This is a genomic window from Aquabacter sediminis (genome assembly GCF_028863665.1).
Lineage (GTDB): Bacteria > Pseudomonadota > Alphaproteobacteria > Rhizobiales > Xanthobacteraceae > L1I39.
In genome coordinates this window covers 217,574-230,089 of sequence record NZ_JARBFX010000004.1, presented here as the reverse complement: position 1 = coordinate 230,089, position 12,516 = coordinate 217,574, and the positions used below count along the sequence as shown (strand labels likewise).

Annotated in this window: 13 protein-coding genes; 9 read left to right on the top strand and 4 right to left on the bottom strand. The window is 67.7% G+C overall.

Annotation, left to right across the window (positions count from 1 at the left end):
• The first annotated feature begins 53 nt into the window (after positions 1-53).
• The 3 genes from cysT to PV781_RS09450 are packed head-to-tail and all read left to right on the top strand — an operon-like array spanning position 54 to position 2,871.
• On the top strand, positions 54-914 hold the full coding sequence (gene cysT, locus PV781_RS09460; RefSeq protein WP_274775379.1) for a sulfate ABC transporter permease subunit CysT: 861 nt from the start codon (positions 54-56) through the stop codon (positions 912-914).
• A gap of 20 nt (positions 915-934) precedes the next feature.
• Complete coding sequence (gene cysW / locus PV781_RS09455) at positions 935-1,834, top strand: sulfate ABC transporter permease subunit CysW (RefSeq protein WP_425532378.1); 900 nt, start codon at positions 935-937, stop codon at positions 1,832-1,834.
• A complete protein-coding gene (locus PV781_RS09450; protein ID WP_274775378.1) occupies positions 1,831-2,871 on the top strand; it encodes a sulfate/molybdate ABC transporter ATP-binding protein in 1,041 nt (346 codons plus the stop codon). Before cysW ends, PV781_RS09450 begins: the two co-directional genes overlap by 4 nt.
• Positions 2,872-2,916: 45 nt before the next feature.
• Here PV781_RS09450 and PV781_RS09445 read toward each other — a convergent pair whose 3' ends face one another.
• Entirely contained in the window at positions 2,917-3,930 is a 1,014-nt protein-coding gene (locus PV781_RS09445; RefSeq protein ID WP_274775377.1) for a zinc-binding alcohol dehydrogenase family protein, read from the bottom strand.
• Between the two features lie 108 nt (positions 3,931-4,038).
• Positions 4,039-4,761, bottom strand: a complete 723-nt coding sequence (locus PV781_RS09440; protein ID WP_274775376.1) for an alpha/beta hydrolase — start codon at positions 4,759-4,761, stop codon at positions 4,039-4,041.
• Between the two features lie 125 nt (positions 4,762-4,886).
• Here PV781_RS09440 and PV781_RS09435 point away from each other — a divergent pair, with 125 nt between their 5' ends.
• From PV781_RS09435 to PV781_RS09425, 3 genes are all read left to right on the top strand, one after another.
• Entirely contained in the window at positions 4,887-5,258 is a 372-nt protein-coding gene (locus PV781_RS09435) for a winged helix-turn-helix transcriptional regulator (protein ID WP_274775375.1), read from the top strand.
• Positions 5,259-5,351: 93 nt separating this feature from the next.
• On the top strand, positions 5,352-6,839 hold the full coding sequence (locus PV781_RS09430; RefSeq protein WP_274775374.1) for a nitrilase-related carbon-nitrogen hydrolase: 1,488 nt from the start codon (positions 5,352-5,354) through the stop codon (positions 6,837-6,839).
• Positions 6,840-6,862: 23 nt separating this feature from the next.
• The gene (locus tag PV781_RS09425; protein ID WP_274775373.1) at positions 6,863-8,560 is read left to right on the top strand and encodes a formate--tetrahydrofolate ligase; all 1,698 of its coding nucleotides are present in this window, start codon (positions 6,863-6,865) and stop codon (positions 8,558-8,560) included.
• Between the two features lie 42 nt (positions 8,561-8,602).
• Here PV781_RS09425 and ppa read toward each other — a convergent pair whose 3' ends face one another.
• A complete protein-coding gene (gene ppa / locus PV781_RS09420; RefSeq protein ID WP_274775372.1) occupies positions 8,603-9,133 on the bottom strand; it encodes an inorganic diphosphatase in 531 nt (176 codons plus the stop codon).
• Between the two features lie 51 nt (positions 9,134-9,184).
• On the bottom strand, positions 9,185-9,694 hold the full coding sequence (locus PV781_RS09415; RefSeq protein ID WP_274775371.1) for a GNAT family N-acetyltransferase: 510 nt from the start codon (positions 9,692-9,694) through the stop codon (positions 9,185-9,187).
• Between the two features lie 187 nt (positions 9,695-9,881).
• On the opposite strand from PV781_RS09415, the gene PV781_RS09410 reads away from it, so the two are divergent.
• The 3 genes from PV781_RS09410 (at position 9,882) to PV781_RS09400 (ending at position 12,423) form a co-directional block, all read left to right on the top strand.
• Positions 9,882-10,193 (top strand): hypothetical protein, encoded by a 312-nt coding sequence (locus tag PV781_RS09410; RefSeq protein WP_274775370.1) that lies wholly within the window; start codon positions 9,882-9,884, stop codon positions 10,191-10,193.
• Positions 10,194-10,357: 164 nt separating this feature from the next.
• Positions 10,358-11,014: a peptide-methionine (S)-S-oxide reductase MsrA gene (gene msrA, locus PV781_RS09405; RefSeq protein WP_274775369.1), complete on the top strand. Its 657-nt coding sequence runs from the start codon at positions 10,358-10,360 to the stop codon at positions 11,012-11,014.
• Positions 11,015-11,115: 101 nt separating this feature from the next.
• The gene (locus PV781_RS09400) at positions 11,116-12,423 is read left to right on the top strand and encodes an SGNH/GDSL hydrolase family protein (RefSeq protein WP_274775368.1); all 1,308 of its coding nucleotides are present in this window, start codon (positions 11,116-11,118) and stop codon (positions 12,421-12,423) included.
• Positions 12,424-12,516 lie beyond the last annotated feature (93 nt).

The window sequence follows — 12,516 nt, the reverse complement described above, 5'->3', positions numbered from 1 at the left end:
GTGCGTTCTCAGCGCCTGCACGGCAGGCCCCTCCCATGCCCGCAAGGACACAGATGGCGACCGCGGCAGCATCCCCCATCCTTCTCTCCCGGCGCAGAAAGACTGTCATTCCCGGCTTTGGCCTGACCATGGGCCTGACCCTGACATGGCTGTGCCTCATCGTGCTGCTGCCGCTGTCGGCGCTCTTCATCAAGACGTCTGAAATTTCCTTCGAGCGCTTCATTGCCATCATCACCAGCGCCCGAACCCTCCACGCCCTCCAGATTTCGTTCGGCTTGTCGCTGGCGGCTGCCGCCATCAACCTGGTATTCGGCTCCATCGTTGTGTGGGTGCTGGTGCGCTATGACTTCCCGCTGAAGCGGGTGGTGGATGCCATCGTCGACATTCCCTTCGCCCTGCCCACCGCCGTGGCCGGCATCGCGCTGACCACGCTTTATGCGGAAAACGGCTGGATCGGCGGCCTGTTGGCGCCGCTCGGCATCAAGGTGTCCTTCACCCCTCTGGGCATCCTGGTCGCCCTCATCTTCATCGGCCTGCCCTTCGTGGTGCGCACGGTTCAGCCGGTGCTGGAGGATCTCGACAAGGAATTGGAGGAGGCCTCGGCGAGCCTTGGGGCGGACCGGGTCCAGACCTTGTGGCGTGTGGTGCTGCCGTCCCTGCTGCCGGCCCTGCTGACCGGCTTCGCCCTCGCCTTCGCCCGGGCGGTGGGCGAATATGGCTCCGTCATCTTCATCGCCGGCAACCTGCCAGGCATCTCCGAGGTGGCGCCGCTCCTCATCGTGATCCGGCTTGAGGAGTTCCGCTATGCGGACGCCACCGCTATCGCTTGCGTGATGCTGGTGGCGTCCTTCGCGCTTCTGCTGGTGATCAATCGCCTGCAGCGCTGGACCCAGTCGCGCGGGAGGGACCATTGACCTCCCGGTCGGACGGCGCCGTGGCCGAGCTTCCCACCTCCGAGGGCCTTCCCACCGGTCTGGCCCGCGCGGAGGCCGCCCGCGCCGCGACCGGGCACAAGCCGGTGCGCACGGAACCGCGCGCGGTTCGCATCGCCCTGACCGCCATCGCCCTCGGCTTCCTCTGCCTCTTCATCGGCCTGCCACTGGTGAATGTGTTCTACGAGGCGTTCCGCCGGGGCTGGAGCGCCTATGTGGCCGCCATCATCGATCCCGACGCGGTCGCCGCCATCCAGCTGACGCTGCTCGTCGCCGTCATTTCGGTTGTGGCGAACCTGATCTTCGGCCTGGTGGCCTCCTGGGCCATCACCAAGTTCGACTTTCCCGGCAAGAGCCTGCTCATCAGCCTGATCGACCTGCCCTTCTCGGTCTCCCCCGTGGTGGCCGGCCTCGTCTATGTGCTGCTGTTCGGCGCGCAGGGCCTGCTGGGGCCGCAGCTGCAGGACTGGGACGTGAAGATCGTCTTCGCGCTACCTGGCATCGTGCTCGCTACCATCTTCGTCACCTTCCCGTTCGTGGCGCGCGAGCTGATCCCGCTGATGCAGGAGCAGGGAACGGCGGAGGAGGAGGCGGCGCTCTCGCTCGGGGCGTCCGGGCTGTCCACCTTCTTCCGCGTCACCTTGCCGAACGTGAAATGGGCGCTGCTCTACGGCGTGCTTCTGTGCAACGCCCGGGCCATGGGCGAGTTCGGCGCGGTGTCGGTGGTGTCCGGTCACATTCGCGGCCTCACCAACACCATGCCGCTGCACATCGAGATTCTCTACAACGAGTACCAGTTCGTCGCCTCTTTCGCGGTTGCCTCGCTGTTGGCGCTGCTGGCGCTCGTCACCCTCATCGCCAAGACCATCCTGGAAAGCCGGCTCGCGGAGGACCACCGATGAGCATCGACGTCGTCAATGTCACCAAGCAGTTCAAGGCCTTCAAGGCGTTGGACCATGTGAGCCTGCACATTCCCGGCGGCGAGCTGGTCGCCCTCCTGGGTCCCTCCGGCTCGGGCAAGACCACGCTGCTGCGCATCATTGCCGGGCTCGACTGGCCCGATAGCGGCGAGGTGCGGTTTGATGGACAGGATGCGCTGTCCCGCTCCGTGGGCGAGCGCAATGTGGGCTTCGTGTTCCAGCACTATGCCCTGTTCCGCCATATGAACGTGTTCGAGAACGTCGCCTTCGGGCTGCGGGTGCGCAAGGGCGCCAACAAGCTGCCCGAGGCCAAGATCCGGGAGCGGGTGAACGAGCTCTTGTCCCTGGTCCAGATCGACTGGCTGGCCGATCGCTATCCCGGCCAATTGTCTGGCGGCCAGCGCCAGCGCGTGGCACTGGCGCGGGCCCTCGCCATCTCCCCGCGCGTGCTCCTCTTGGACGAGCCCTTCGGCGCCCTCGACGCCAAGGTGCGCAAGGAATTGCGCCGCTGGCTGAGGCAATTGCACGAGGAACTGCCGGTCACGTCCGTGCTCGTCACCCATGACCAGGAAGAGGCGCTGGAACTGGCCGACACGGTGGTCGTGATGGGCCGCGGGCGCATCGAGCAGGTCGGCACGCCGGCCGAGGTCTATGACAGCCCGGCCACCGCCTTCGTGCACGACTTCATCGGCGAAAGCCTCTCCGTGCCGGCGGATGTGCGGGATGGCACCCTGTTCGTGGGCGACCGGCCCGTTCGGCTCGACCCGCAGGGCGTCGCGACGGGACCGGCCCGGATTTTGGCCCGTCCCCACGACGTGGAACTGGCGGCGGCGGGAGAGGCCCCCCTCTCCGGCAAGGTGCTGGGCGTGCGCACCTTCGGCCCCACGCGGCGGGCGGACATCCAGATCAGCGGGGGCAACGTGGTCGTGGAGGCGGCGGTGCCCCATGGCGACACCTTGCCCGTGGGCACCGAGATCGGCCTCGTGCCCCGCCGCTACCGGGTGTTCGCAAGCGCCTGAGGGCGTGCGGACGGCCCCTTGGGACCGCCCGCGCGCCTCTTGCTGTCACCAGCCCTCGAGCACCACCTTGCCCACGCTCCGCCCGCTCTCCAGGGCCGCATGGGCCCGGCGCAGGTTTTCCGCGCTGATGGCGCCGAAATGCGCGCCGAGCGTGGTGCGCACCAGCCCCTCGTCCACAAGGGCGGCCACTTCGCTCAAGAGGTGGTGCTGGGCCTCCATGTCCGGCGTCTCGAACAGCGAGCGGGTGAACATGAATTCCCACACGAAGGTGGCCGCCTTCTGCTTCAGGAGCGCAATGTCCAGCGGGCCGGGATCGTCGATGACGCACACGGCGCCCTGAGGCTTCAGGCTGGCGGCGATCTCGGCCCAATGCTTGTCGGTGTTGGTGAGGGCATAGACCGCCTCCACCTGGGGAATGCCGATGTCCTTCAGGCCCTCGCTCAAGGGGCGGGAATGGTCGATCACGTGATGGGCGCCAAGTTCGCGCACCCATTTTTCGCTCTCGGGGCGCGAGGCGGTGCCGATGATCGTGTAGGGCGTGAGGCGCCGTGCCAGTTGCACCGCGATCGAGCCCACGCCGCCGGCCGCGCCGATGATGAGGAGGGCCCCGCCGCTGCCGCCTTTCCCGACCGGAATGCGCAGGCGGTCGAACAGGCCCTCCCAGGCGGTGATGGCGGTCAGAGGCAAGGCGGCCGCCTCCGCGAAGCTCAGCGACTTGGGCTTCCGTGCGACAATGCGCTCGTCCACCGCGTGCAGTTCGCCATTGGTGCCGGGCCGGGCGATGGAGCCGGCATAATAGACCTCGTCGCCGGGACGGAAGAGGCTCACCTCGCCCCCCACCGCCTCCACGATGCCGGCCGCATCCCAACCCAGGATGACCGGCGCCTCGGCCGTGCCCTGGCGGCGCATGCGCACCTTGGTGTCGACGGGATTGACCGAAATGGCCTCCACCCGCACCAGAAGGTCACGGGGGCCGGGAACTGGTGTGGGAGCCTCGAAGTCGAACAGCGACTTCGGATCTGTAATGGGAAGGGACTGGACGTAGCCGACAGCCTTCATGACGGGTCTCCGAAACGGGTCCATATGCCGCCCAATTTCGGAAGTTCCTGCCGCACCGCAAGACGGCACATTTTCGTGCCCGCCTTGCGCGGCACCGGCCGCCGGCCGTCAGGCTGAAGCGGAAGCAGCGTCCGCGCGCGCCGGCAGGGGCGCCAGGAAAAAGTCCACCGCCAGCGCCACCACCGGCGGCTGATAGGCGTGCGGACCGTTATATTCCATATAGGTCAGGTCGTAGCCCGCCTCGCGCAGCAAGGTCGCGTGGGTGCGCGCGCTGCGATCGATGGGGATCTGCTCGTCATTCACCCCATGGGACATGAAAATGCGGGGTGCGCCCGCCTGCTTTTGCACCGACATGAACCCGGCGGAGGACACGATGATGTGTGTCACGAATTGCCCGTTGGTGAGGCCGAGGGAGAGCGCATAGCTGCCGCCATCGGAATGGCCGGCGAAGCAGACCCGTTTGGGATCGATGGCAAAGCGCGCGGCGACCGCCCCGAGGGCCGTATCGAGCCGCTCCCGGTCGGGGCCGTTGCCCGCGATCACCAGGTCCCAGGTGGGAAACTGGGACTGGGGCACGAGCAGCAGGAAGCCCTTGGTGGCCGCGTGCCGCTCCATCATGGGCAGGATCTTCTGGGCACTGCCGCCTCCGCCATGAAAGAGAACCATGAGGGGCGCCGGCCGGCCCGGCTCCAGGCCGGGGGGCACCACCAGATGGGCGTCCCGCTCTGCGAACAGGCCGAGGCCGTAGCGGCCTGGCTCAAGCGGGGGCAGGAAGGGGGGCTCGGCTCCGGACACGAAATCCAGATGGCCGGCGAGATAGGGGTCCAGCATGGCGGCGTCGCGTTTCCTCTTTTGGAATACGATATACGTCGCGCCAGACACCTGTCCATCGGGTGACGGGCGCGGTCGAGGCCGGTATCTTGCCCGCGCACATGACGCAGGAGGCAAGGCACCCCATGGCCAGGCGCCACGAAGCACTCGATTGCCCCGGCTGCCCGGTGGAAGTGGCGCTGGAAATGATCGGCGGCAAATGGAAGGGCTCGATCCTCTTCCACCTTGCCACCGGCGAGAAGCGCCATTCCCAATTGCGGCGCGCCATGGGCCATGTCAGCCAGCGCATCCTGACCAAGGCACTGCGGGAACTGGAGGCGGACGGCATCGTGGCGCGCAGCGTGGTGCCCACCACGCCGCCGCAGGTGAGCTATGCCTTGAGCCCGACGGGCGAGACCTTGCGGGAGGCCCTAGCCGCCCTCGCCCGGTGGGGTGGCGACATGATGGCCGCGCGGGCGGCGGCCAGCCAAGAAAGGCTGCCTGAGGCCGCCGAGTAAGCCCTCTAGCCTGTTGCCTTGCCGCCTGTCGCCTCGCCGCTTCCCACGGGGGAGATCGCCCTCTACATCAGGGGGCGCAGAAAGCATGAGCCTATGACCGCCGAAGATACGTCCCTCCCCGCCGACAGCCTGCGCATCGCCGTCGCCCAGCTCGATTCCGAACTTGGCAACGTGGCCGCCAATCTCGCGGCCGTTCGCGCCGCGCGAGACGAAGCCGGGCGACAGGAGGCGGACCTCATTGTCTTTCCCGAACTTTTCCTGTCCGGCGCCCCCTTCATCGGCCCTGCCCGTTCACCGGACATGATCGCCGCCTGCGCCGAGGCTGTGGACAGGCTCGCCCATGAAAGCGAAGGCCAACCCGCCGTGCTGGTCGGCACGCCCTGGCGGGAGGGAGACCGCCTGTTCAACGTCATGCTCCTGATCGCGGACGGCAAGGTGGCGGCAAGCCGCGCCAAGGTGGATACCGGGGCCCGGGGCGGGGTGCGGGAGGCGGACATGGTGTCGCCCGGTCCCCTGCCCGGTCCGCTGGCGGTGAAGGGGGTGCGCATCGGCGTGGCGATTGGCTCCGACATGGACACGCCCGACGTGCCCGAATGCCTGGCGGAAACCGGCGCCGAAATCCTCATCGTGCCGGACGCCGCGCCCTATTGCCGGGAAGGGGCGGATGGCCGCCTTAGCCGCATCGTGGCCCGGGTGGTGGAATGCGACCTGCCGCTGCTGCATGTGAATGCGGTGGGCGGAACGGGCGAATGGGTGTTCGATGGCGCCTCTCTGGCACTCAATGCCGATCGCTCTCTGCCCATGCAGTTCCCGAGCTTCCAGCCGCGCGTGCGCATGACCACCTGGCAGCGCTTCGAGAATGGCTGGCGGTGCCTGGAGGCACCCTTCGCCCAGCGCACAGAAGGCGATGCCGCCGATTACGAGGCCAGCCTCCTGGCCCTGCGCGACCTGGTGCGCAAGAGCGGGCGGGACGGCCTGATCCTGGATTTCAGCACCGTGGCGGATGGCGGCCTTTCGGCGGTGCTGGCGCTCGACGCCATCGGGGCGGACAAGGTGAAGGCGGTGGTGCTGGGGTCCTTGGAAGATGCGCCCCCCGCCGGCCTCCGGCTCGCCGGGGCGCTGGGCCTGACGCTGGCGCCCCTGCCTGTTGTCCCCATGGCCGATGCCATGGCCGAGATGCTCGCGCCCCTGGGCGCCTCATCGCCTCCGGCTGGCCCTCTGCGCGTCCCGGCGCTGGCGCTCGCGGCCGAAGCGCTTGGCCTCGTGCCGCTCCTGCCCGCTCCGCGCGCGGACGACCCGGATGCCGAGCCATCGCCGCCCGCCCTTTTCCCCCTTCGCGCCTTCAATCCGGTGAAGGACCTCGCGCCGGCTGAAATCGAGCGGTTGCTCACCTGGCGGTCCACCACTCGCCCCGTGGGGGCCAAGGGGCCGGAGCGCCTGACCCTCGACGGCTGGCCTGCCCCCGCTCACGCGGGCGGACCAGCCGGAATTCCCGGCCCGCGCCTCAGAACCGCGTCCTTTGTGGACGGGCCCTCGCTTTTTTCCACCTCCCTATCCCTGCGCCTCACCGGGCCGGGCTGACCTTCCCAACAAAGAGCTTCCCCATGCATCAGGTGACAGCCCGCCAGATCGACCCCGCCAGCGACGCCGCCATCGCGGCCAGCGTGACGCCGGCGCCCATCGAGGAGATCGGCGCCAAGCTCGGCATCCCCGCCGCCGACCTCTATCGCTACGGTCCCTACAAGGCGAAGCTCTCGCTGGATTACATATCGGGCCTGGAAGACCGCCCGCAGGGCAAGCTGATCCTCGTCACCGCCATCAGCCCGACGCCGGCGGGAGAGGGCAAGACCACCACCACCATCGGCCTCGGCGATGCGCTCGCCCGCATCGGCCGGAAGGCGGCGATCTGTCTGCGGGAGCCCTCGCTCGGCCCGGTCTTCGGCGCCAAGGGCGGGGCCACAGGCGGCGGGCATGCCCAGATCATCCCCATGCAGGACATCAACCTGCACTTCACCGGCGACCTGCACGCCATTTCCGCCGCGCACAATCTGCTGGCGGCGCTCATCGACAACCACATCTATTGGGGCAACGGGCTCGACCTCGACACCCGCCGCATCTCCTGGCGCCGGGTGGTGGACCTGAACGACCGGGCGCTGCGGCAGGTGGTGGTGGGCCTGGGCGGCGCCGCCAACGGCTTCCCCCGCGAGGACGGCTTCGACATCACGGTGGCCAGCGAGGTGATGGCCATCTTCTGCCTCTCTCGGACCCTGAGCGAGTTGGAAGAGCGTCTGTCCCGCATGGTGATCGGCCAGACCCGAGCCAAGGCGCTCGTGGAAGCGGGCGCGCTGAAGGGCATTGGGGCCATGGTGGCGCTGCTGCGCGACGCCTTCCAGCCCAACCTGGTGCAGACCATGGGCCACACGCCCGCCTTCGTGCATGGCGGCCCCTTCGCCAACATCGCGCACGGCTGCAATTCGGTGATCGCCACCCGCTCCGCGCTGGCGCTGGCCGACTATGTGGTGACGGAAGCCGGCTTCGGGGCGGACCTTGGGGCGGAGAAGTTCCTGGACATCAAATGCCGGCAGGCGGGTCTTGCCCCCTCCGCCGCGGTGGTGGTGGCGACTATCCGCGCGCTGAAGATGCATGGCGGCGTGCCGCTGAAGGGCCTTTCGGCCGAGAACGCCGAGGCCGTGACCGCCGGCGCCGCCAATCTGGTGCGCCATGTGGAAAACCTGCGCAAGTTCGGCCTGCCGGTGGTGGTGGCGCTGAACCGCTTCACCGCCGATACCCCCGCCGAAATCGAAGCCGTGCGCACCGCCCTCGCCCCGCTGGGCGTGGCCGTGCACGTTTGCAGCCATTGGGCGGACGGGGCCGCTGGCGCAGAGGATCTCGCCCGCGAGGTGGTGGCGCTCGCCGACGCCCCCAGCGCGTTCCAGCCGCTCTATGGCGACGAGATGCCGCTGAAGGGGAAGATCGAGACCATCGCCCGCGAAATCTACCGGGCCGGCGAGGTGGTGTTCAGCGCCGAGGTTTCCAAGAAACTGGACGAACTGCAGACCTCGGGCTTCGGCACCTTGCCCGTCTGCATGGCCAAGACTCAGTACAGCTTCTCGGCCAATCCGGCTCTGCGCGGCGCACCCACGGGCCATGCGCTGCCGGTGCGGGAGGTTCGGCTTTCCGCGGGCGCGGGCTTCGTGGTGGCCCTGACCGGCGACGTGCTGACCATGCCGGGCCTGCCTTCCGTGCCGGCGGCCGAGGGCATGTTTGTGACCGCCGACGGCGTCATCGGCGGTCTGTCGTAAGGATCAGGCCCGGCACGCGCCGGGCCTTCCCGCCAAGCCTGCTCAGGCGGTCTTGGCGCGCTCGATGCCTTCGAGGATGAGCTTATGGGCCTCCTCGACATCACCCCAGCGGATGATCTTCACCCACTTGTTGGGCTCCAGGTCCTTGTAGTGCGAGAAGAAGTGCTCGATCTGGGCGCGGGTGATCTCCGGCAGATCGGTGTGGTTCTTCACATTCTCGTAGCGCTTGGTGAGCTTGGAGCCGGGCACGCCGATGATCTTCTCATCGACGCCGCTCTCGTCCTCCATCAGCAGCACGCCCACCGGGCGCACGCTCATCACCGCGCCGGGAATGATGGGGCGGGTATTGGCGATGAGCACGTCGCACGGGTCGCCATCGCCGGAGAGCGTATGGGGAATGAAGCCGTAATTGCCCGGGTAGCGCATGGGCGTATAGAGGAAGCGATCGACGAACAGCGCACCGGACTCCTTGTCCAGCTCGTACTTGATCGGCTCGCCACCGATCGGCACCTCGATCACCACATTCACTTCATTGGGGGGATTCTTGCCGATCTTGATCGCGTCGATGATCATGACACCACTCGCTTGAAGCCACGGAAGACGCTGCGATGCAGCGTGCCGCGGCTACCGCTGCCAAGCGAACGCGATCTTGTCCAGGGTTTTTGTGCCGAAGCGCTCCGAAGATGCTGCGACCGGTTGCCCGCCGAGGGCCTCGTAGAAGCCTGTGGCGCCCGTATTGTCCTTCAGCGCCCACACCACCAGGCCGTTGAGACCCGCCCGCGACAAATCCCGCCGGGCCGCCGCGAACAGGCGCTGGCCGAAGCCGAGGCCCTGGTGCACCGGGTCGAGATAGATCTCGTAGATCTCGCCACCATAGGGCAGGCTCTTGGCGCGGTTGCCACCGAAATTGGTGTAGCCCACCAGCGTGTCACCAGCGAGCAGCACCGACACCCGGCTGCCGCGGCGGATGGCCTGTTCCCACCAGTTGGGACCCCGCCGCTCCACCATTCGCTCCAGCTCGAGGCCGGGAATAAGGCCACGATAAGCCGTGCGCCAAGCCGCGTCGTGGACGCCCGCTATGGCCCTTGCATCCGTAACCGTCGCTCGACGGATTTCGATCAGACCCGTGCCCATGCCTGAATGGAAGCAAACACTGTGCGTCGCTTCAAGAGGCTTGAGCGTCCCAGGCGCAGCTTGGACCCCTTACAGGACGCGCGCGCCGCGCCTCGATCCGCTTCCCTCCCGCGCCAGGGCGCTCTATTCAGGGACAAACAGCGGCGGCGCGGGCGGCCGGGCGCGATGACGCAAAAGTGTGGATGGCATGATCAGGTTCCTGCTGCGCTTTATCGGCTTCTGGCTGCTGGCCGGCGGGGTCGTCGCCCTGGTGGTGGACGGCACCCGCTCCATTGCCGCTTCGCAGATCGAGTTCATCTCGGCGCTCTCGGCCTGGTCCTCGCTGTCGCCCGCGAGCCTTGAGAAGGCAAAGGTGGCGATCGCCGGCCTGTCGGCAGCCGCATGGGCGGACGCAGCCGTGCCGGTGCTAAACCTGCCCCTTTTTGCCCTGCTGTGCGTGCTGGGCTTCCTGCTCATGGCGGCGGGCCGGAAAAGGCGCCGCTCGCGCTTCGACGCCTGACCCCTCGCGCAATGGCAGGTGTGATCCCATATTAGGGACCGAGCCTCCGGAGCAGCTCCCGCCCGATCCACAGGACGGCGGAAATCAAGCTCCCCCTCTGATCGGCGTACCCTGACTTTCGCACGGCCAAAAGGCCCGCGCGGCGGGTGCGCGAGGAGTTCGCCATGTTCTGGTCCCGCAAGCCGCTTTCCATGCCGAGCGCCGCCGAGGCCCTTCCCGGCCGCGCGACCGCCCTGCCCACCGCCGAACGCCATTTCGTGAACGGCGCCGCCCTCAAGGGCCCCTATGCCGAAGGGCTGGAGAGCGCGGTGTTCGCGCTCGGCTGCTTCTGGGGGGCCGAACGCAAGTTCTGGCAGGTGCCGGGCGTGAAGGTGACGGCGGTCGGCTATGTGGCCGGTCACACGCCCAATCCCACCTATGAGGAGGTCTGCTCGGGCCGTACCGGCCACACCGAAGGGGTGCTGGTGGTCTATGATCCCAAGCAGGTGTCCTTCGGCCAGTTGCTCAAGGTGTTCTGGGAGAGCCACGACCCCACCCAGGGCATGCGCCAGGGCAATGACATCGGCACCCAATACCGTTCCGGCATCTATGTGGCGGATGCCACCCGCCAGGAAGAGGCCCGCGCCTCGAAAGCTGCCTATGAGGCGGCGCTTAAGGCGCGCGGCTATGGCGACATCACCACCGAGATCGCCGAGGGCGGCCCCTTCTATTTCGCCGAGGATTATCACCAGCAATATCTGGCAAAGAATCCGGCGGGATATTGTGGGCTTGGCGGCACGGGCATAGCGTGCCCCACTGGTATCGTGGCCGTCGCGTCCTAGGCTCCGGTGGCCGGGCCGGAGGGCTCGGCCCCGCCCAATGACCCGCCGGTCCAGGCCCTTGGACCGGCGGGGATGCGTCCCCTGACCTTTGGGGACGTGTCATGTCGGAGGACAAGGGGAGCCCTTCCTCGTCTTGGGTGAAGGACCTTCTCACCAGCCTCACGGTAACCGCCGTGATGATGCTGGTGGTGGCAGGCGCGGGAGAAGCCTATTTCCGCCTCACCCGCCCCTTCCTGAACGGCGACTGGCCGCTGACCTTCGTGGATGACGTGGGCCTCCTCTTCACGCCCGGCGGCGTGGCACGGGCCACCAATGGCCTGGACTTCTGGACGGAGCAGAAAGCCAATTCGCAAGGCTTCCTGGCCGAGGAGCCGCCCGTCTCCGACTCCAAGGCGTGCCGGATCGCGGTGATCGGGGACAGCTTCGTGTCGGCCCTGGAAGTGGAGATCGAGCAGAAGCTGCCGCGCCAATTGACGAACCTGGCGGCCGCGCAGAACCCGCCGCTCGACCTTGCGGTCGCGGCTTATGGCTATGGCGGCACGGGCCAGCTCAATCAATTGCCCTTCTACGACAAATTCGCACGCGCCTTCCGCCCCCGCATCGTGCTCCTGGTGTTCGTGGGCAACGACTTTGCCAACAATTCGGCGGTGCTCGAAGGCATACGCGGCGGCATCGATCCAGACCATCCCCACCGCATGTATGCCCGACGCACCGCCTCCGGCGGCTTCGAGCCATTGCCCGTGGACAATGCGGGCTGGCGCAGTCATCTCCTGGAGGTGCCCAGCCGGACGCGCGACTTCATCCCGCGCGTGAACACCTACCTCGTCACCCATTCCTATTTCTACGCCTGGATCTTCACCAAGCTGACCATGGTGGCCCCGCAGGCCGCCGCCTGGCTGTCGGGACAGGACATGGGACAGCTCTTCAAGGAACGGGCGCAAGTGCTGGCGAAGCGTCCGGGCAATGAAAAGCTGCTGGAAGGCTGGGACCCGGCGCGCAACACCTCCACCAACGCCACCATGCTGAGCATGGACGCCCCCTTCTCCTGGCCGCAGCTGCCGCCGGCCTTCCAGGACGCCATGGCCTTTTCCGGCTATGCCCTCGACGAATTCAAGACCCGCGCCACGCGCGACGGCGCGACCCTGCTCATCCTGTCCATCGAGTCCATGCGCATGGACGAGCCCACGGGCCTGCGCTTCAAGCGGCTCAAGGAGCTGGCGGACCCGCGCGGCATCCCGGTTATCGACATGTACGACTATATGGAGCGCAACAAGCTGCCGGTGGCGGGCGCGTCTTTCGCCCATGACGGACACTGGACGCCAGCGGGACATGCCGCAGCGGCAAGGGCGGTTCTGGACTATCTCGATGCGCATCGGGATCTGTGCGTGCCGCCGGTGGCGCCCCGCTAACGGAGCGTCCTGCCCTTACGTCCCCCCTTCGGACCCCGTCGCACCCCCTTGGAGGCGGGCATCTTCCATGCAAGATGTCGCCTCCCGCCGCGG

Coding starts and splice junctions, on each gene's coding strand:
- cysT (WP_274775379.1), top strand. CDS start 54: ATGGCGACCGCGGCAGCATCCCCCATCCTTCTCTCCCGGCGCAGAAAG.
- PV781_RS09450 (WP_274775378.1), top strand. CDS start 1,831: ATGAGCATCGACGTCGTCAATGTCACCAAGCAGTTCAAGGCCTTCAAG.
- PV781_RS09445 (WP_274775377.1), bottom strand. CDS start 3,930: ATGAAGGCTGTCGGCTACGTCCAGTCCCTTCCCATTACAGATCCGAAG.
- PV781_RS09440 (WP_274775376.1), bottom strand. CDS start 4,761: ATGCTGGACCCCTATCTCGCCGGCCATCTGGATTTCGTGTCCGGAGCC.
- PV781_RS09435 (WP_274775375.1), top strand. CDS start 4,887: ATGGCCAGGCGCCACGAAGCACTCGATTGCCCCGGCTGCCCGGTGGAA.
- PV781_RS09430 (WP_274775374.1), top strand. CDS start 5,352: ATGACCGCCGAAGATACGTCCCTCCCCGCCGACAGCCTGCGCATCGCC.
- PV781_RS09425 (WP_274775373.1), top strand. CDS start 6,863: ATGCATCAGGTGACAGCCCGCCAGATCGACCCCGCCAGCGACGCCGCC.
- ppa (WP_274775372.1), bottom strand. CDS start 9,133: ATGATCATCGACGCGATCAAGATCGGCAAGAATCCCCCCAATGAAGTG.
- PV781_RS09415 (WP_274775371.1), bottom strand. CDS start 9,694: ATGGGCACGGGTCTGATCGAAATCCGTCGAGCGACGGTTACGGATGCA.
- PV781_RS09410 (WP_274775370.1), top strand. CDS start 9,882: ATGATCAGGTTCCTGCTGCGCTTTATCGGCTTCTGGCTGCTGGCCGGC.
- msrA (WP_274775369.1), top strand. CDS start 10,358: ATGTTCTGGTCCCGCAAGCCGCTTTCCATGCCGAGCGCCGCCGAGGCC.
- PV781_RS09400 (WP_274775368.1), top strand. CDS start 11,116: ATGTCGGAGGACAAGGGGAGCCCTTCCTCGTCTTGGGTGAAGGACCTT.